This window comes from Delftia sp. SD018, assembly GCF_017355445.1.
Lineage (GTDB): Bacteria > Pseudomonadota > Gammaproteobacteria > Burkholderiales > Burkholderiaceae_C > Comamonas > Comamonas acidovorans.
Window position 1 is genome coordinate 84,292 of record NZ_JADDRN010000003.1, and the last position, 19,702, is coordinate 103,993.

General features: G+C 63.4%; 15 protein-coding genes. 1 reads left to right on the forward strand and 14 read right to left on the reverse strand.

The genetic code is table 11. The features are described from left to right. Positions 1-42 precede the first annotated feature (42 nt). The 5 genes from INR38_RS05295 to INR38_RS05315 form a co-directional block, all read right to left on the reverse strand. On the reverse strand, positions 43-1,530 hold the full coding sequence (locus INR38_RS05295; protein WP_034390299.1) for a sensor histidine kinase: 1,488 nt from the start codon (positions 1,528-1,530) through the stop codon (positions 43-45). 37 nt (positions 1,531-1,567) lie between these two features. Beyond that, positions 1,568-2,287 carry a response regulator transcription factor gene (locus INR38_RS05300; RefSeq protein ID WP_012203252.1) on the reverse strand — a complete coding sequence of 240 codons (720 nt, stop codon included), beginning with the start codon at positions 2,285-2,287 and terminating at the stop codon, positions 1,568-1,570. Positions 2,288-2,408: 121 nt separating this feature from the next. Next, entirely contained in the window at positions 2,409-3,299 is an 891-nt protein-coding gene (gene argB / locus INR38_RS05305) for an acetylglutamate kinase (protein WP_012203251.1), read from the reverse strand. Between the two features lie 110 nt (positions 3,300-3,409). Next, positions 3,410-4,513 (reverse strand): glycosyltransferase, encoded by a 1,104-nt coding sequence (locus tag INR38_RS05310; protein ID WP_012203250.1) that lies wholly within the window; start codon positions 4,511-4,513, stop codon positions 3,410-3,412. Between the two features lie 5 nt (positions 4,514-4,518). Then, positions 4,519-5,292 carry a glycosyl transferase gene (locus INR38_RS05315; protein ID WP_199961764.1) on the reverse strand — a complete coding sequence of 258 codons (774 nt, stop codon included), beginning with the start codon at positions 5,290-5,292 and terminating at the stop codon, positions 4,519-4,521. A 344-nt stretch (positions 5,293-5,636) separates the two neighbouring features. Between INR38_RS05315 and INR38_RS05320 the strand changes: the two genes are divergently transcribed. Next, the gene (locus INR38_RS05320) at positions 5,637-9,428 is read left to right on the forward strand and encodes a methyltransferase domain-containing protein (protein ID WP_207444131.1); all 3,792 of its coding nucleotides are present in this window, start codon (positions 5,637-5,639) and stop codon (positions 9,426-9,428) included. Here the strand turns inward: INR38_RS05320 and INR38_RS05325 are convergent. From INR38_RS05325 to INR38_RS05365, 9 genes are all read right to left on the reverse strand, one after another. Beyond that, on the reverse strand, positions 9,406-10,506 hold the full coding sequence (locus INR38_RS05325) for an acyltransferase (protein WP_207444132.1): 1,101 nt from the start codon (positions 10,504-10,506) through the stop codon (positions 9,406-9,408). The two genes, INR38_RS05320 and INR38_RS05325, sit on opposite strands and share 23 nt — an antisense overlap. 23 nt (positions 10,507-10,529) lie before the next feature. Next, on the reverse strand, positions 10,530-11,561 hold the full coding sequence (locus INR38_RS05330; protein ID WP_097203714.1) for an acyltransferase: 1,032 nt from the start codon (positions 11,559-11,561) through the stop codon (positions 10,530-10,532). Between the two features lie 7 nt (positions 11,562-11,568). Next, positions 11,569-12,429: a class I SAM-dependent methyltransferase gene (locus INR38_RS05335; protein WP_097203717.1), complete on the reverse strand. Its 861-nt coding sequence runs from the start codon at positions 12,427-12,429 to the stop codon at positions 11,569-11,571. Positions 12,430-12,471: 42 nt separating this feature from the next. Next, positions 12,472-13,371, reverse strand: a complete 900-nt coding sequence (locus tag INR38_RS05340) for a class I SAM-dependent methyltransferase (RefSeq protein ID WP_097203719.1) — start codon at positions 13,369-13,371, stop codon at positions 12,472-12,474. Between the two features lie 42 nt (positions 13,372-13,413). Then, a complete protein-coding gene (locus INR38_RS05345; protein WP_097203722.1) occupies positions 13,414-14,475 on the reverse strand; it encodes an acyltransferase family protein in 1,062 nt (353 codons plus the stop codon). Between the two features lie 3 nt (positions 14,476-14,478). Then, positions 14,479-15,762 (reverse strand): ABC transporter ATP-binding protein, encoded by a 1,284-nt coding sequence (locus INR38_RS05350; RefSeq protein WP_207444133.1) that lies wholly within the window; start codon positions 15,760-15,762, stop codon positions 14,479-14,481. Then, positions 15,759-16,559, reverse strand: coding sequence for an ABC transporter permease (locus INR38_RS05355; RefSeq protein ID WP_207444134.1), 801 nt, complete (start codon positions 16,557-16,559; stop codon positions 15,759-15,761). Before INR38_RS05355 ends, INR38_RS05350 begins: the two co-directional genes overlap by 4 nt. 232 nt (positions 16,560-16,791) lie before the next feature. Then, positions 16,792-17,655 (reverse strand): peptidylprolyl isomerase, encoded by an 864-nt coding sequence (locus INR38_RS05360; RefSeq protein ID WP_347566749.1) that lies wholly within the window; start codon positions 17,653-17,655, stop codon positions 16,792-16,794. A 149-nt stretch (positions 17,656-17,804) separates the two neighbouring features. After that, complete coding sequence (locus INR38_RS05365; protein ID WP_207444136.1) at positions 17,805-19,505, reverse strand: cell surface protein; 1,701 nt, start codon at positions 19,503-19,505, stop codon at positions 17,805-17,807. Positions 19,506-19,702 lie beyond the last annotated feature (197 nt).

Here is a 19,702-nt window from a genome sequence, read left to right on the forward strand (position 1 = left end):
CGGCGGCAACTCCGCACAAAGCTGTCCCCATGAGCGCAACCGTCAGGATCGCTTGCCTGTTGCTTGCGCTGCTATTGTTTCCGAGAGCATGGCCGGCATTTGCAATGGAAGCTCCAAGCGTACCAGCAGGCCCTTGCCCTGCGCTGCGGCGCCAAAGGCCAGAGTGCCCTGGTGCAGCAGGGCGATTTCTTCGGCAATGGCCAATCCCAGCCCGGTGCCGTCGCCGGCCGCGCCCTGCGCGCGGTAAAAGCGCTGCGTGATCTGCGAGCGCTCGGCCTCGGGCACGCCGGGGCCGTCGTCCTCGATCTCCAGGAAGGCCCAGCCTTGCGGCTCATCCGCAGACTGTGCCGCGCCATGGTACATGCCGCAGCGCAGCGTGACGCTGCCGCCGGGCGGCGTGTACTTGATGGCGTTGTCCACGAGGTTGGACACCAGTTCGCGCAGCAGCCAGCTGTGGCCCCAGACACTGGCGGCCGCCACGTCAAGGCCGAAGTCCAGCCCCTTGGCGCTGGCCTGGTCGAAGAACATTTCCAGCATGCTTTCGCACAGGTCCTTGAGGTCCACCTTCTGCAGCGGCTGGACTTCGGCATTGCGGGCGTCGGCACGTGACAGCGCCAGCAACTGGCGTGCCAGCTGCGAGGTGCGCCGCGTGGCATCGCGCAACTGCTCGATCTGCGTCACGCTGAGCACCACCTGGGCCTCGGTGCCCTTGCGCCGCGCCTCGGCCTGGGCAGCCTGCGCGCTCAGCGCCCAGGCCTCGACCTGGGCCTGCAAGGCCGCCAGCGGCGTGCGCAATTGATGGGCCGCATCGGCCACAAAGCGCCGCTGGCCTTCGGCCTGTGCGTTGACCAGTGCAAACAGGCGATTGAGCGAGCGCACCAGCGGACGGACTTCGGCCGGCGAGCTGTGCTCCGAGATGGGACTGAGGTCGCGCGGCGAGCGCCGCTCCACAGCCTGGGTCAGGGTCAGAAGCGGCCGGAAAGCCCGGCTGACCGACCAGTAGATGGCGATGCCGGCACCCGCGATCAGCAGCACGCTCGGCAGCAGCACATGCAGCAGCAACTGGCGTACCCATTGCTGGCGCACATCGCCGCCATCGGCCAGCACCAGCACCATTTCACCGGCGCCATAGGTCTCGGCGCGCATGACGGCCACGCGGTAGGTCAGGCCGTCATGCTCCTGGCTGTGGAATTCGGCCAGCGGCGTGGAAGGCACGTCGAAGCGGATCCAGGTGTCGCCGGCAACCACATGGCCCTGCAGGTCACCTATGGCATATCCGACGTCGTCGCCGCGCTGGCGCAAGACGTCCTCGATGGCGGGCGTCAGCGCCACCAGGGGCGGCGTTCCCTCGGCGATCGACGGCGCCAGCACTGAATCGGCCAGCGCAGGCAGCAGGCGCAAAAGGCGCTGGTCATGCTGGGTGGAGGCTTCGTCTGCCGAGCGATAGCCGAACCAGCCGCCCATCAGTGCCAGCAGCGTCAGCGGCACCACCAGCAGCACCAGCAGGCGAAGGCGCAGATTGGCTGTCATGGGCGGTCAGCGCCTGGGGCCATGCGCCATGTCCACATCAGGCAGCGGTATGCGAGAGCTCCAGCCGATAGCCGAAGCCACGGATGGAACGAAGTGCCACGCCATGCGGCTCCAGCTTGCTGCGCAGGCGAGAGACATAGACCTCGACCGCATTGGGCGTGATCTCGCGGTCCCAGCCCGTGAGCGCCTGCAGCAGCTTGTCCTTGCTGGCGGGCTTGGGCGCGTGGATCAGCAGGTATTCCAGCACGGTCCATTCACGTGGGCCCAGGTCGATGGGCAGCAGTTTTCCCTCGCTCTCATCGTCTTGCGCAGGCTGGCGCGCGCCGGCGCGGCGGCCTGCCGTGTCCAGCTCGATGGGACCGAAGCTCAGGACGGCCGATGTGGCTGCCTGCGAGCGGCGCAGCAGCGCACGCAGCCGGGCCAGCAGTTCGGGAAGCTCGAAGGGCTTGACCATGTAGTCGTCGGCGCCCTGGTCCAGGCCCTGCACGCGGTCCTGCAGCGCATCGCGCGCCGTCAGGATCAGCACGGGCATGGCCGAGCTCTCGACGGCGCTGCTGCGCAGGCGGCGTGTGAGCTCCAGCCCGTCGATGCCCGGCAGACCGATGTCGATCACGGCCAGGTCGAAGGCTTCCTGGGCCAGCACCTCCAGGGCGCGCTCGGCACTGCCGACCCAGTCCACGGCATAGCCCGCATCGGACAGCCCCAGCTTGATGCCGCTGGCCACCATCACATCGTCTTCCACAAGAAGCAAACGCATATCAAACCTAAAAAACAAAAGCCGCCCAAAGGCGGCTTGCAGCAAACCGGCCCAGGCCGTCAGACCACGCCCGGGCCATGCACGATGGTAACGCGAACCGCAAAGTCCGCGCCATCGGGCCTCAATGGCTGCGGATCATGGTGCCGTAGGCCTGGTCGGTCAGGATTTCCAGCAGCATGGCATGCGGCACGCGGCCGTCGATGATGTGCACTGCGTTGACTCCCGCCTTGGCGGCATCCAGGGCGCCGCTGATCTTGGGCAGCATGCCGCCCGAGATGGTGCCGTCGGCGAACAGGGCGTCGATCTCGCGCGCCGTGAGGTCGGTCAGCAGGCTGCCCGCCTTGTCCAGTACGCCGGGGGTGTTGGTCAGCAGCACCAGCTTTTCGGCTTGCAGCACGGTGGCCAGCTTGCTGGCAACCACGTCTGCGTTGATGTTGTAGCTCTCGTTTTCCTCGCCAAAGCCGATGGGGCTGATCACGGGGATGAAGGCGTCATCCTGCAGCGCGCGCACCACGCTGGGGTCGATGGAGACGATATCGCCCACCTGGCCCACGTCGTACTCGATGTTCGGATCCTTGTTGTCGACCATCTTGAGCTTGCGTGCGCGGATCAGGCCACCATCGCGCCCTGTCAGGCCCACGGCCTTGCCGCCGGCCTGGTGGATCAGGCCCACGATGTCCTGCTGCACCTCGCCGGCCAGCACCCATTCCACGACTTCCATGGTTTCCGCGTCGGTCACGCGCATGCCCTGGATGAACTCGCCCTTCTTGCCCAGGCGGTTGAGGGCCGTCTCGATCTGCGGCCCGCCGCCATGCACCACCACCGGATTCATGCCCACCAACTTCAGCAGCACCACGTCTTCCGCGAAGTCGGCCTGCAGGGCCGGATCGGTCATGGCGTTGCCGCCATACTTGATGACCATGGTCTTGCCATGGAACTTGCGGATGTAGGGCAGGGCCTGGGCGAGGATTTCGGCCTTGTCGCGGGGGGCAATCGAGAGGATATCGTTCATGGTGCTAGCCCTGGGGCGTGGAAGTAGTCAACAACAAGGCGGGCATTGTGCCGCAACTGCGCCGCAGTGTTGCATGCCCGGATGACGGAACGCCCACTGGCGCCCGGCCATCATCCATTGTTCTGCATCCAGCCCGGCAGCTTGAAGCGCACGATGGCCAGATAGGCGATCACATAGCTGACCACGAACAGCAGGCAAAAACCCACCAGAACGGGCGTGTTGCTCCAAAACAGCAATGCCGGCACCACGGTCAGCAGCGTGAAGGCCCACAGGTAGGGCGAAGTCCGGTTATTGCGGCGCAGCATGCGCCGTGCCAGATCGTCGTCGAACACGCCGCGCACGATGCGCCGGTAGATCAACTGGTGGAAATGCAGGGCATCCGCCATGCCCGGCGACATGCCGCGCATCAGCTTGCGGTAGATGGAAAACACCGTCTCCCAGACGGGATAGATCAGCAGCAGCATGGGAAACCATGGCGAGACTGCGGAATTGCGCTGCACCAGGGCAATGCTGGCCAAGGCAATCGCCAGCCCCCAGACATAGGCCCCGCCATCGCCTGCAAACATCATGCCGCGCGGGTAGTTCCAGACCAGGAAGCCGCAGGTGGCGGCGGCCAGCGTCACCAGCATGGCGGCCAGGGTTCGGTCCCCCACCTGCAGTGCCACGTGGGCCAGCGCCAGGCAGATGATGGTGGCCACCATGCCGGCCAGCCCGTTGTAGCCGTCGATGATGTTGAAGGCATGGGGCAGGCCCGTCAGGGCCAGGACGGCCAGGCCCATGCCCAGCCAGGGCATGGCCGGGCCCAGTGCCTGCTCCAGCCAGGGCCAGCCGAGCCGGGGCACGGTGAGGCCGCACAGCAAAACCGCCAGCACGGCGCTCAGCAGGGTCAGCACCAGGCGGTAACGCACGCTCAGGCGCTGCGATACATCCTCGATGACGCCGCCGACCACGGCCGGCAGCATGGCGGCCAGGCACACGACAACCCACAACTGCATGCGCAGCGAGGAAGGATCTCCGCGCATGCTCAGCCAGGTGCCCACGCCCCAGGAGACAGCCAGCCCGAGGTACATCGGCACGCCCCCAAGCCGGGGTACCTCGCCGATGTGAAAGCGCTGCGGCTTGTCGTATCCGTAAGAGGACGTCGAGGACCGCCCGGCCCAGCGCACCAGCAGTGCACAGCCGGTGCAAGACACCATGAAGGCCAATACCGCCATCCAGATCACGATGGCTCCCCGTGCAGGCTGCGCAGCGAGGGCGCTGCCTGCGGCAGGTCTCGGGCCTTGCGGTAGGCCGGACGGCTCCACAGCCGCAGCAGGCTGGCCACGTGCCATGCGCCATGGCGCAGGCTGCGCCGGCTCGCCCTCTGACCCGCATGGACGACAGGCAACTCACCGCGCCGAAGCTCTCCGCCCAGCACCCGCAGGCGAAGGCACAGATCCACATCCTCACAATACATATAGAAACCTTCGTCAAACCCACGCAGCCGCATCCAGCTATCCCGGCCCAGCACCAGACAGGCCGCATTGACCCATTCCACACGCTGCTCCACACGCCCGTGCAGCTTGCGTCGCAGCAAATTCCAGAAAGATGGCAGTTCCCGCTCGAAATCCTGCAGCGTGCCGTCTTCGCCGATCTGCGGGGGATAGGCCAGGGCCAACCCCGGCCGGGCCGCCAGCGCCAGAAGCTCTTGCAGCGGCTCTTCCTGCGCTCCCCAGTACACGTCAGGATTGATCACGCAGACAAACGCCTCCCGGGCATTCGCCAGCGCCCGGTTGTGGTTGCAGCCAAAACCCAGGGGTTGCGCATTGCGCCGTATCTCCAGGACAAAAGGCCAGCCGGTCGCTGGAGCCAGGGGCTCCGGTTCGGGAATATTGAGCGTCAGCACCACGCGGGACATCGGCGCAAGGCGCGCCGAACCCAGGCATTCAAGCAGCCTCTGTATATGAGCGCCATGTCCGTGGCTCACCACCGACACGACCAACGATGAACCCATCAATGCCGCCCTTCAGATCTTCAAATTCCAACCCGCATACCTGTGCCGAAAAAACGGCGGCTCCGAGTATTCAGCGGAAGGCGCCCGGAAGGCGTCAGCGGGTATGCCGTGATGCAAGGAAATGCAACAGCCGCACAAAATGTCATTAACCCGCCATGCCATGCAATCACTGCGGTGGCCGGGATTATGATGCGCGACAATCTGCCGCCCGGACTTCCGGGATTTTTTGCGCCTGGCGTGGGCGTGCTCCGCCGCTCTCTGCGGACCGGCCACGGTCGACTGGCGCAGATGAATATGACGGGCGATCGATCCCTGCCCGGACCGCGCCTGGCACCTCATTTCCTATGACCACACCCATTCCCGATCCCCACGTCTACCTGCGCACCGTCGATCTGAACGAGCGCACGTCGCTGTCCGTGCTGGCCGGCCATGTCCGGGCCCAGGCGCACATACTGGATCTGGGCTGCGGCAGCGGCGCGCTGGGCGCCTTCCTCGCCGAGCACAAGCAATGCGTCTGCGACGGCGTCACCCTGAGCCAGGAAGAGGCCCGCCATGCCGCGCCCTTCTACCGCCATGTCCATGTGGCCGACCTGGAGGACTGCGACCTGGACCAGCTCTTCGGCGACGCGCGCTATGACTACATCGTCTGCGCCGACGTGCTCGAGCACCTGCGCCAGCCCGAGCGCATTCTGGCTGCCTGCCGCAAGCGGCTGACGCCGGAAGGTCGGCTGCTGATCTCCGTACCCAACGCAGGCTACAGCGGCCTGGTGGCAGAACTGCTGCACGGCGAATTCCGCTACCGCGAAGAAGGCCTGCTGGACCGCACCCACCTGCGCTTTTTCACGCGGCGCTCGCTGTCGCGCTTTCTGGCCGAGCAAAACTGGCAGGTCGATGACATCGACACCATCGAGCGCGCCCTTCCCGAATCGGAATTCCGCGTCGCCTACGACAGCCTGCCCCCGGCCGTTGCCCGCCACCTGCTGGCCACGCCCGATGCACTGGCCTACCAGTTCATCGCCAGTGCAGCGCCCGCCGCCCAGGCGCTGCCCATCGAGCCGCCGCTGAACTACCCTCAGGGGCATGCGCTGTTCACGGCCCAGCTCTACATGGCACGCGCTGGCCGCTATGAGGAAGAGAGCAAGCTCTCCACCACCGGCATCATTGGCCAGGCACGTCAGACATTGCGCTTTGCACTGCCCGACCACAACACTTCGCTGAGCCATCTGCGCCTGGACTTGGCCGACCGGCCGGGCTTCGTACATCTGCACCGGCTGGCCTTGTTCGATGCGCAAGGCGCCGTCGTCTGGCAATGGCTGCCCGAGGATTCGGACGCCGCCTTGCTGGGGCAACGCCCTCACCATCAGTTGGTGTGGAACGGGCTCCATCCGGCAGGCGCATTCGCGCTGATGCTGCTGCTGACCGGCGATGACCCCTGGTTCGAACTTCCCATTCCCGCAGAAACCCTGGCCCCCCTGCGTGGCGCCTCGCTGGAGATCGAGATGGGATGGCCCATGTCGGCCGACTATCTGGCACTGGCCGGGGCCGTGCAGCCGCTTGAGCGGCAGATCGCGCAGGAACGCAGCAGGGCCAATGATCTGCAGGACCAATGGCACACACAGCGCATGCTGCTCGAGCAGCAGCATGCGCAGGATATCCAGCAGCTGGAGGAACGCAGTGCTTCGATCCAGCGCCTGCAGCACCGCAACGCCCTGTTGGAAGACAGCCACCAATCACAGAGCAAGGAGCGCGCCATCTGGCAACAGGAAGCCACCCGCGTACAGCGGGATTTCGCGCGCCTGGAACAGCACCTGCGCGACATCGAGAACTCCACCGTCTTCCGGGCCACGCGCCCCCTCGTCCACGCCAAGATGCGCATTGACCGCCTGCTGGGCCGCACGCCAGTGCCTGCCCCCGTCCTCCATACGCCCGTACCCCAGCAGATGCCCCAGCAGCCCGTCGATGTGATCGTGCCCGTGTACCGCGGCCTGGATGACACGCGCAACTGCATCGAATCCGTTCTGGCCAGCCCCTGCCGCACGCACTGGCAACTGGTGGTCATCAACGATGCCAGCCCAGAGCCCGAAGTCACGGCTTGGCTGCGCGAGAAGGCGGCACAAGAGCCTCGCATCACCCTGCTGGAGAACGAGGAGAACCTCGGCTTCGTCGGCACCGTCAACCGGGGCATGGCGCTGAACACCGCCCATGACGTGCTGCTGCTCAACAGCGACACCGTAGTCGCCAATGACTGGCTGGACCGCATCCGCCAGGCCGCCTACGGCGATGCACGTATCGCCTCCGTCACGCCGTTTTCCAACAACGCCACCATCTGCAGCTATCCGCGCTTTTGCGAGGGCAACGACCTGCCGCCCGGCATGGACACCGCCGCCATCGACGCACTGTGCGCGCGCACCAATCCCGGCCAGGTGGTGGACGTGCCCACCGGCGTGGGCTTTTGCATGTACATCCGCCGCGATAGCCTGAACGCCGTCGGCCTGTTCGATACCGAGCACTTCGGCAAGGGCTATGGCGAAGAAAACGACTTCTGCCAGCGCGCCGCTGCGGCCGGCTGGCGCAACCTGCATCTGCTGGACACCTTCGTGCTGCACACGGGCGGCGTGAGCTTCGGCGAAAGCAAGAGCCCGCGCGAACGTGCCGCCATGGAGACGCTGCGCCGCCTGCATCCGCGCTACGAAGCCGATGTCATGACCTTCGTCCAGGCCGACCCTGCGCGCACCGCGCGCCTTGCGCTGGATGTGGCACGCCTGCAGGCAGAGGCCGCACACCAGCCTGTGGTGCTGGCCGTACTCCACGACCGGGCGGGCGGCACCGTGCGCCATGTCCGCGAACTGGCGCAGTTCCTGCAAGGCAAGGCACTGTTCCTCATGCTCTCGCCAGCCGCAGGTGGCACCGTGATATTGCGCCGTGCCGAGGAAAAGGAAGCATTCGAGCTCGCCTTCCGCGTCGCCGACCAGATGGAGGAACTGGTGCAGGCACTGCGCCAGCTGGGCGTGGTGCATGTGCACTACCAGCATCTCCTGGGCCACAGCGAAACCATCCTGGACCTTCCAGCCCGTCTGGGTGCGGCCCATGACTTCACGGCCCATGATTTCTATACCTACTGCAAGAACATCTCGCTGACCGGCATCGACAACCGCTACGTCGTGCCGCCCCGCGCGGGCGAGTGCGGCTGCTGCGAACCAACGGACACAGCCCCCTATGCCGGCACCGTGGCCCAGTGGCGCCATCGCAATGCGCTGCTGCTGAACAACGCGCGCCATGTGCTGGCCCCCAGCCAGGACACGGCCAGCCGGATCTCCGGTTTCGTGCCCGGTGCCCGCGTCCAGGCAGTTGCCCACACCGACCTGCCGGCACAGCTGCCGGCCCCGGTGGCACACCCGCTGGCCGCCACGGCCCCGCTCAAGATCGTCGTACTGGGAGCCATGAGCGCCATCAAGGGCGCCGACGTACTGGAAGCCGTGGCGATCGAAGCCGCTAAGCGGGGAGCTCCTGTGGAATTCCATCTGCTCGGCTATGGCTACCGCAGCCTGCAGACCCAGCCGCGCGCACGCCTGACCGTGCACGGCGGCTACAAGGAAGAAGAACTGCCTGCTCTGCTGCAGTGGTTGCAGCCCGACCTGGCCTGGTTCCCTGCCCAATGGCCGGAGACCTACAGCTACACCCTGAGCGCCTGCCTGGCCGCCGGGCTGCCGATCGTCGCGCCCGACATAGGGGCCTTTCCCGAAAGGCTGGCGGGCCGCGACTGGTCCTGGGTCATGCCCTGGGACGCCAGCACCGCCCAATGGCTGGACTTCTTCGCGCAAATACGCGAACGCCACTTCATTGAAGGGCAGCCACCGCAGCAACCCACCGCGACAGAGAGTGCGACCGCCCAGCCGGGAGCCACTTTCTATGGCGACGGTTATCTCCAGGGACTGCAGCCGCGCGATCAGGCCCTGCTCCAGCCACTGGATTCGGCTTTCCTGGCCACACATCGCCTGCAACGCCAGGACCATGCGGCAAGATCTGGGGCCTTGATCCTGCTGGCCCATCTGCGCTCGCTCCCCATCCTGCGCGGCGTGGCTAGGCGCATTCCCGCGCACTGGCAGCGCCGGGTCAAGAATTGGCTGCAGGCCTAGGCTGCGTCCCTTCGGTGGTAGGCCAGCGCTTCAACCAACGCTTGGCCGTCTGAATGCAGGGGCGCTCCACACAATGCCAGGACAGCAGGGCCAACGCCAGGATCAGCCCCAGAGACAACAGCAAGCTGACCCACAGCGGCCATACCCTGCGCAGACACAGTTCAACGACGGCTTGCTGCACAGGGAAAGCGTAGATGTATACGCCATAGGACAAATCTGCACGCCAACGGCTGCCAGCCTTCGGATTGCCCACGAAGGCCACATAGAGCGTCCCGCAGGCAATCAGGACCCAGACAGCAACCTGCCGCCAAAGCGCAACGTCAGCCAGCAATGCGCATACGATGGCGCCCAATGCAATTGCAGCCATCCATGCACGGGGACGGACGCGGTAGGCTGCCATCGTGCTGCCCAGAAAAAACGGCACGCCAAAGCCGCAGAAATCCCGCCATCTGAACAACTCGGCCACCGGACCACCTGTGGCGGCCAAGGCTTCATCCCACCCTCCGCTGCGGGCAAGCTGCCACGCAATCGCCAGCAGGAAAGCCGACAGGGGGTAAATCCAGCGGCGTCCTCTGGCAAACCATGCCAGCGACGCCAGCAGCAGGTACATGAAAAGCTCGTAGCGTATGGTCCACAGCGAACCATTGACTGCGCGCGCAAACGGATTTGACTCGAACACACCTGGCAGGGTCTGGACGGTCGCCAAGCCCATCACATTGTTCAGGAAGTTATTCCAGGTTCCTCGCGCGGCCCAGTATTCAGTGGACGGCATCGTGGTGACGGCCCAGCCCAGCACAAAAACCGAAAAAGTGACAGCCACTGCCAGACCCGGGAAGATGCGCATCAAGCGCTTCAGCCAAAAGGCGCGCCACATGGGTGCCCGCATCCAGCTCTCGCAAACCAGATAACCGCTGATAAAGAAAAACACATAAACCGCCAACGACCCCAGGCTATGGCCCGGAAATGGCACGGGCAGATGGAGTCGATACAGAAAATCTCCGTGCGCGGCGAAGACGGCCAGAGCCGCCGCAAGGCGCAGAAGATCAAAGCGGTTGCCGATGCCTTGGGAATTCTCCATGCAGCATTAACCCTCTGCCAAACTCAAAAACGATGCGCCAGACGTTTGAAACGCAAGGCGGGAGCCTCCACCAGATGCCAGGAGGCATAACCAGCAACCAACGCCAGCATGAGCGCGGCCAGAAGGCTCCAGGCAAACGGCAAGTGTGGCCACGTCGCCTGCACTGCCTGCTGTATCGGGCATCCCAATACATAGATGCCATATGAAGGGTCTCCTGCCCGGTGCAGCCAGGAAAAGACAGGGGCGCGCAAAGATCCAAGATAGACCAGAAGCGGAGGAAGCAGCAGCAGCCCCGCCGTGTGCTGAAGCTTCAATCCGAAGAACAGCACGGCAGACAACGGCAGCAGTACCAGCACCATCACACCGCCGTGCTCAGCAAACCTCTGTTGCCACAAGGCAAGCAGACTGCCGAAGGCAAAGTAGGCAGGATACTCAAACCAATGCCGCATCGACCCTGTCAGGTCCGCGTTTCTCATTGCCAAAAAGAAGGCCAGATAGGCCAGAAGCACGGCACATGCCAATGGCCTCCAGCGGAAAACCCCCAGGGCGCCAGCACCCACAAGGACGGCGTAGCACAACAGCTCCAAGGGAATCGTCCATAAAGGGCCATTCATCAGTCCTGCCAGTGGATTTGCAGGGAACACCCCAGGCATCACGACATAGGCCTTGACCAGTAAGAGATTGCGCCAATGCGCCAGCGTTTCCGGATGAATCAGGAATTCGCCCAGTGGCAGCGACGTGAAGATGGGACCGAACAGAAATACGCCCAACAAGACGGCGACAAGCATGCCTGGCCAAAGTCGCAGCAACCTCTTGAAAACGAATGCCAGAACCCGAGGATCGCGCAACCAGCTCAATGTGACAAGAAAGCCGCTGATGCTGAAAAAGGTCATCACGGCCACTCCGCCCACCATGTCTGCGTGCAGCCACCCGGGAGGCTTGGTGCCCGTGATGTGGAAGTGATGGCTGAATATCACGGCAGACGCTGCAGCCATGCGCAACACATCAAAGCCATTGTGATGCGCAGGCCGCGCCGTGAGGCCAGGAGCACTCATCGCAAGCTCAGCTCTTGCCCAACAAAAGCAAAATCTCGTTGTTGCGCAGCCACTCCTCGGGATAGCGCCCCACCAGCGCCTCGGGAATGGCCATGTCCACGTGGCGCCGCTCCTCACGCAACACCTCAAAGCCGGCCTGACGAGCGATATCGACCAGCTCGTCTGCCGTCAACCGGTTCAGCGCCTGGTACTCCTTGAAGACAAAGCGCTTGTAGCCATCGACACCGAAATCGGCAAAGCCGAAGTCCACCTCGGCGGCGTCCAGCGGACCTTCATGCTTTTCGATGATGCTCCACAACTCCTCCTCCGACGCCAGCAAGTGGTGCCAGGGCACATCGTCGTAGCGGCGCAGGTGCGAGCCCCAGGGAGAATGAAACAAGGGCTCGATCTGCAGGAAGAACACGCCTCCCGGGCGCAGGCAGGCATGCAGGTCGGACAGGATCGGCAGCACCTTGTCGCGCTGCACATGCTCGAAGGTGGACCAGCTAAGCAATCCGTCATAGTTCGCATGCCGGCCGGCCAATGGCGAATTCGGCACGATGGTCTCGAAGCTCAGCGCAGCGGGAATGCGCGACATGCCCAACTGCTCGCGTGCAATGCGGGGCAGCTTGGCGTACTCCTGACGGATATCGATGCCATGGATGGAGGTTGCGCCATGGCGCAGTACCAAAGCCAGATCGGTGATGCCATCGCCACATCCGAAATTCAGCAACCTGGCCTTGGACAGGTCCAACGACCGTCCGAGCCAGTCATGGGCCAGATCCGCCGCATAGTTGAAATGCGCACGAAACCACTCATCGGTGATCTTGCCTGCGTCCCATGGCGCCAGGCCCAACAGCCGTTCCTGCAAACGCAGCATCCAACTCATGCAATCGTCCTCTCTGTTCTCTCTACAACCCTGTCAACACGCTCACAGCCGCTGAAGCACATAGGCATCCTGGTGGTTCCAGAAATGCACAAGTGATCGGTGACGCAGTGCATCGCCCCCCCAGGTTTCGGCAATGCGGTCCAGGACGAATTGCTCGGAAGTGAACGCCGTTCCATACTCATTGGCATCGATGGCATTCGACTCGCTGGACGGGGCAAAGAAAAATCCCTCGTCATCCAGCTTCACGCTGTCGAAATCTGCGGCCTTCATGCCGTGCGTGCTGAAAACCAGCAACCCGCCAGGAGCCACGGCATCACGCAGCACCTGCAGCCAGCGCGTCCAGGTCGAGCGCGGCAGATGGCTGAACAGCGAGAGCACGAACACCAGTTCGTACTGCTGCGGCCAGCGTACTTGCTCCGGCACGCTGGCCGACGCAAAGCCCTTCACCCCGAAGGTCTGCTGCGAAAAATCCACAGCATCGACCACGATGTCCGAGACCGTGACCCGTTCCGCCCCCAGCGCCTTGACCAGGTGCCGCGTAAAGCGGCCGTGACCACTCGCGAACTCCAGGACGCTGGCCGTGCGCAGCAAAGGCTTGTCCACAGCCTCCAGCAGCAGCATCAGCTCCGATAGCGTGCGCCAACCGTCGGCGAAGTAGTCGCGCAGGGGATTCAGGCTGGAAGGGTGGGCGCAGAAAAATCCGAAGATATCGTCCTGGGGCGAAATCCGGCACTCCAGCCCCATGATGTTGGAGAACGAGCCCACAAGGCCATGGGCCTCAATCAGTTCATGCGCCTGAAGCAGCGTATCGCGCTCGCTGCGCGCCCGCACCAGGACCTGGGCTGCTCCAGCCAAGTCTCCTTGAACCAAAAGCTGCTGCGCCTCAAGCAACAGTCGCTGTCCTTCACTGGTTATCGCGGGGGAAGAATTCGTTGTATTCATCGGTATACCAAAAATTGCGAGAGATCGGCTTTGCCGCCGACCTCAGCTCACCAGGCGCCTCAACCCGGGAATCGAAAAAAGAGTCAGCGAGGTCAGGGCAGACAAGGCAAACACCACCAGCGTCAGTACTGGCCAGTATCCGCCTGCCTGCGGCAGGCCATAGCCCCAGCGCGCCAGCATGTCGATCCAGAATGGGTGGATGGCATAGATGCCCAGGGTCGCCTTGCCAAGGTGGTTGACCCAGGCGGGCACGGCTTGAGGCGGCAGGCGCAATGCCAGCAAAAACACCGAGAAAGTCAGCAGCATCGCAAAGGGGCTGCGGTTGCTGTAGAAAAGCACGAAGGCCCAATCCTTGAGCACCGGATAGGCCACCGCCACGCCAACCGCCATGCCCGCAACGGCCAGCACTACACCGGCCACAAGCTGCCAAGTGGCAACGCGCACCGGACGCCGCAGCAGATAGTAGCCACCCAGGAAATAGACCACAAACAAGGGGGCCAGACCGATGAAACTGGCATGCGATGTCTTTTGCAGCGTCTGAGCGATGGAGGCAAACCAGGTCATTCCTGCCGCCACCATCAAAAGGTGGCGCCAGCCTGGCCCCTCCCCCACGCCCAGGACCGCGTAACGCATGGCCGGCATCATCAGATACAGGCCCAGCATCATGTACATGAACCACAGGTGGTACCAGGGGCTGCCCAGCACGACATCCTGCACGATACCGGGCCAGGTAATGCCACCCCACATCCATTCACGCCAGGCGAAATAGAACACCGACCAGAACAGCAGTGCAGGCAGCAGGCGGGACAATCGCTGGCCGACAAAACCCCAGGGATCACGCTCTGCAGGACGCGCCAGCAATACGGCTCCCCCGACCATCACGAACATCGAGCTGCCGAAACGCCCTGCCGCATCGCCAATATTGGCCACCCACCAGCCAAGGCTGTGCACGTCTACCTGAGAGACCCGCAGAACCGCCGTGTGCACCATGATCACGGCGAACGATGCCAGCACCTTGAGCAAATTCAAGCGCGGATCAACGCCCCTCCTCGCTTCGCCGGTGGGTGACGCGTGCTGCTGCAATCGTGCCGACTCCTGCGCCATCGTTCAGCTCCAGTGATGAGGAAGGCGCACAAGCCCTGGCAACGGCTTTGGGAAGATAAAGCGCAGATGCAGGAACTGGAACCACTCGTCATAAACGGCAAGTCCCGTCTCATCGAACAGGAAGGCACTGATCACATAGTCCCCGCTGTGCAAAGGCAGCTCGGGAAAGGTCAGCACCGTCTGCCAGCTTCCATCCGGCAGTTGACGCGGGAACGCATTGTCTTCGTGGGTGGCCAGCGAGGTGATTCCCACGCCTTTGGATTGCTCGATCATGAAGCCTATGTGGGGCCGCTCATTGCCACGTCCTCGCGCCGTGATGGTGACCACCAGATCCTGGCTCTGCAGCAGTCCAGGTTGGTCGCCCACGGGCTCCGCAAGGTCCTTCACATCCACCGACAGGATGCAGGCCGTGCCGCTGTCCACCGCAGCCACGGGGTTTGCAGGAGACGCCGTGGCCTCGCGTGCCTTTTCCTCCTCATGGCCCGGCACCTGCGGCGCAACCGCGCCCTCCAGTGCCAGCTGCTCACGCTCCTGGCGTTCGCGGGTATGCAGATCGTAGGCGGCCAGCACCGGCTCGGTATCACCGAACTGTGCCACCTGTCCACCGCGCAACCACAGCGCAGCATCACAGAGATGGCGAATGTGATACGGACTGTGGGAGCAGAACAGGATGGTGCAGCCGCTGTTGCGGAACGCCATGATGCGCTCTATGCACTTCTTCTGGAAATGCTGGTCGCCCACGGCAAGAGCCTCGTCGATGATCAGCACATCCGGCTGCACCGCCGTCACCAACGCAAACGCCAACCGAACGGTCATGCCTGATGAATAGGTCTTGACCGGGCGCTCCATCGCCTCGCCCAGCTCTGCAAAGGCAGCAATCTCAGGCTCCAGCTCGCGCATGCGTTCGGGACTGATGCCGATCAGGCTACCGCCGAAATACAGATTGTCCCGGCCGCTGAAATCAGGATGGAAGCCCGCGCCCAACTCAAGGATGGCCGTCACCCGGCCCACCCGCTCGATCGTTCCGCAACTGGGCTGCAAAGTGCCCGCCAGCAGCTTCAGCAGCGAGCTCTTGCCCGCACCGTTATCGCCGATCACGCCAATGCACTGGCCACGGTGCAGTTCGAACGACACATCACGCAGCGCCCAATGACTGCGGTGCGTGGCAGCGCCCGTCAGCAGCGCCTTGAACCGTGCACGCGGCGACGGGTACAGCTTGTATTCCTTGCCCAGGTCACGCACGCGCAGGACCAGATCTTCGGGCAGCTCGACATGCTTGGCGTTCATAGCCAGTCCACCAATTGATCGCGGCTGCGCCGCACCAGGCCGTTGAGCAGTACGGCCAGCACCAATAGCCATGCGGCAAGCGCCACCCACACGGAGATCTGGGGCCACAGCCCCTGAAGCAACACGTTCTGGTAACCCAGCACCAGCGCCGTCATGGGGTTGGCCCAGAGCACCCAGCGCCATCGCTCGGGGAACAAGGCCAAGGGAAACAGAATGGGCGACAGATAAATCCCCACCGACAAAAAGAAGGTCACCAGCTGGCCTACGTCACGCAGCGCCGCCGTCAGGATGGCCAGTGCATAGGCCAGCAGTGCGCACAGCAGCAATTGACCCAGCAACAGCGGCACCAAGGCCAGCATCGATGCGTTCAATCCGTGCTGCGGCAGATAGGCCAGAGCCACCAGCACGAGCAGCGGCCCGAAGATCACGCTGCTGGCCAAGACGGCCCGCAGGGGGAAGAGCACCGGTGGCAAAGGGTTCTTCTGCAGGATGCCGCCCGCCTCGACAAGACTGTTCATGCCGCGCGACGTGGCATCGCAGAACGCCATCCAGGGCAGGGCGCCCACGACCAGGAACGCACCTACGGCATGCGTGGGCGCGTTGTCCCCCAGGCGCATGGAGAACACCACGTCGAAGACAAGATAGTAGGCAGCCACCGTGAGCAGCGGCTGCAGATAGGGCCAGAGCACGCCAGCGGCCGTGCCTGCGTGGCGAGCCGCCACCTCGCGCCGGGTCATCACCCACAGCAGGCTGCGGGCCTGCCACAGCGCGCGGCATTCGCCGAGTAGAGAGTACATGCGTTGTAAAGCAAAAGCGCCGCGCCCCAGAAACGGTGGCGCAGCACTTCATTCATGCCAAACCTGCGATTTTCGCGCATTACACACGTGATGTGTCACTGCTACATGGGTAGCTTGCGCAAAGATTGTCAGTTTTTGCAGCTTGGCCTCAAAGGCAAGCAAGTGCAGTGGGTGCAGACCCTACCGGCCCCCACCTGATTAAACCTCTAGGCAGCCTTGCGCAGTAAAGCGGTCAGGGCTTCTTGACGCCTTCGCTGAAGGCGCGAACCGCATCCGAATTCAGCTTGCCCTGGCTGCGCAGCTTTTCGGCTTCCAGGTCAATTGCCTCCTGCACGGCCTTGTTGCGCACCTCGGTCAGCAACTGGTCACGCACTTCCGAATAGGGCTGCACACCGGCCGGGCGACGTGCCTCAAGACGCAGAATGTGATAACCGAACTGAGTCTTCACCAAGTCGCTCAGGGCGCCGGGCTTTTCGAGCGCGAAGGCGGCCTTGTCGAACTCGGGTACCATGCGGCCGCTTTCGAAGTAGCCCAGATCGCCACCCTTGGCAGCACTGCCCTTGTCGTCCGAATTGGTCTTGGCCAGCTCGGCGAAATCAGCGCCCGCCTTGAGCTGGGTCAGAAGTTCTTCGGCCTTGGCCTTGGCTTCCGGGGTGTCGCCAGCCACCAGGATGTGGCGCACCTGGACCTGCTCGAACTGCTCGAAGCGGACGGGCTTGGCGTTGTACACATTGCGGGCCTGTGCTTCGGCCAACTGATCCGAAAGGCGATGCTTGGCCTGCATATGCTGCAGCCATGCATCCGACAACACCTTGTCGCGTGCCAGGCGCAAGGCGGCCTGCACATCGGCCTGCTTGGCAAATTCCATGTTCTGCGCCTCGTCAGCCAGGGCGCGGCGCACATACAGGTTGGAGACGACCTGTTCCACCTTCTTCGGATCACTGAGTACCTGGCTGCGCAGCATCTCGGGCATGCGCTGTGCGTCGGCATTCACATCGGCGGCGGTGATCCGGGCAGGACCGTCCATCAGTGCCGCAGCTTGATCAGCCTGGGCCGTAGCGCCTAGCAGATAGCCGGCAGCAAGGGCCAGCGCCACGGAGTTGCGTGACAGGGAAGAAAAAGCAGTCTTGGTCAATTGCATGTTGCGTCGGATGTCATCGATACAAATAAAAAAAGCGGGACTTGCGTCCCGCTTTCTTAGAGTGCTACTTAGTTCCTAAGTTGCCTGCTTACGCAAACAATACATTAGGGAGCAACGCGAGTAGCGCGGTGGGGCCAGGTGATACCGTAGGTGCCCGAGAAGCCAGCGCCAGCGCTGGGGTTGGTCAGCTTCTGGAAGGAAGCGCCCAGGATAGGCAGACCATTGCCACCGTTGGCGACGTTGGCGTTGGCCCAGCCGCGCATGAAGGCGGAAGCACCGGTGTCTTGACGAGCAACCGTAGCACCCAGAACGGAGGTGCCTGCGTCGGCAAAACTCAGCACGCTGGTTTCGCCGCAGAAGCGAACTTGAGCGACTTGGCCGGGCGACAGAACGGCGCCGTCTTCACGGAACTGTTCTTCACGGCCATAGAAGGCTTGACCGTCGGCAGTCACGCAGATGCGGGCATCAGCAGCGGCGGCAGTCACTTCCGTGTTGCCATCGTGGAAGAAGGGCGTACCAGCGGCACCCATGATTTGTGCCGAGAACACGCGGGCTGCGGGCGTGGTGCCTGCGCCGTTGTAGTTCAGAGCCACGCTGTAGCGACGGGTGGGCATGGAGAACACCCAGTCGGTCTTGCCGGAGATGCTGGTGTCGTTTGCGTACTGGTTGATCACGCTGGTCACCGCCAGCTGACGCGACAGAGCCTCAGCCTGGGCCAGAGGAGCCGCAGGAGCAGGAGCCGCGAAGTAAGGCGTGGACATGTCGGGCAGGTCGTACTGGCCAGCGCGGATCACGGGGTTCGTGAACGTGCCACCGGTCACGGCACCAGTGGTTGCATCCTTGGACAGGCCGACGTCAACCGTACGGAACAGCGGGTCAGCCGTGGCGTTGTTGGCCACAGCAGTCGTCACAGCGGTAGCGCGCTGGGGGAACAGCACGAAGTTGCCGCGAGCAGCAACACCCGTACCGTCAACAGCCGTCAGAGCCGTAGCGGCGCCCGAGAAGGTCGTCGTTTGCGGCACGTTCATGATGTACCAGTCACCCATCAGACCGGTGGTCGGAGTGGCCAGGCCAACAGCGGCGGCAGTGCCTTCAGCCACGTGGTCCGTGGTCAGCACGCTGGGGTTCAGCACGGTGCTATCGCAAGCAGCCACGCCAGCAGCGTTGTGCTTGATGGTCTTGTACAGGTTGGACTGGGTGTTGTTGCCGTTGTATACAGCAGCGCTCGGGATGTCAGCCATGTTGAAGATTTCAACATAGCCTTCACGCGAACCGGCAGCCAGGGCATCAGCCGACAGCTTGGGGTTCAGGCGGGCAGTGGTACCGTTGAAGAAGCCGACTGCGTTAGCAGCCTTTGCGCCATCGGGAGTGGCTTGCAGAGGAGCGGAGTTCAGGCGGGGCAGCGTGCAGGTGTTGTCAGAGCTGACCAGTTGCAGAATGCCATTGGCACCTTGCGTCACGGCAGCAGTGAACACGTCTTGGGGCGACAGGAAGACTTGGAAGTCCATCAGGTCGTCAGAGTTGGCGGCGCCGCGGAAACGCACCTTGACGGCCTTGCCGTTCTGGGTGTCGGTGTTCACCAGGTGCAGAACGGTCATGTTGCCGTTTTGCGCGCTGAAGTAAGGCACCACCAGGTTGTGGCCCGTGCCGCCTTCGGTCAGCTGGAAGCCAGTTGCGTTGGTAGCGCCGAGGGTCGCCGCGTCAGGAACCAGCGTACCGGGAACGACACCAGCCGAAGCCGCGCCTGCGAAGCCCAGGCCACCAACCATGGCAGCAATGCTCAGGGCCAGAACATTTTTCTTCATAAGAACTATCTCCAGTAAAAAAGATAAGGTAGTTGCAACCACCACGATTGATCGCCGAGGAATCGTAGCACAGCCGGTTACGCCGCCATATGGCTTTCTGGGGGCTTGCAAGCGCCGCTTTGCGAAAAAAACAACACTTGCCCAACATGCACTACCACAGGGACGGCGAATTATCCCCTCAATCTACCACTTCACAC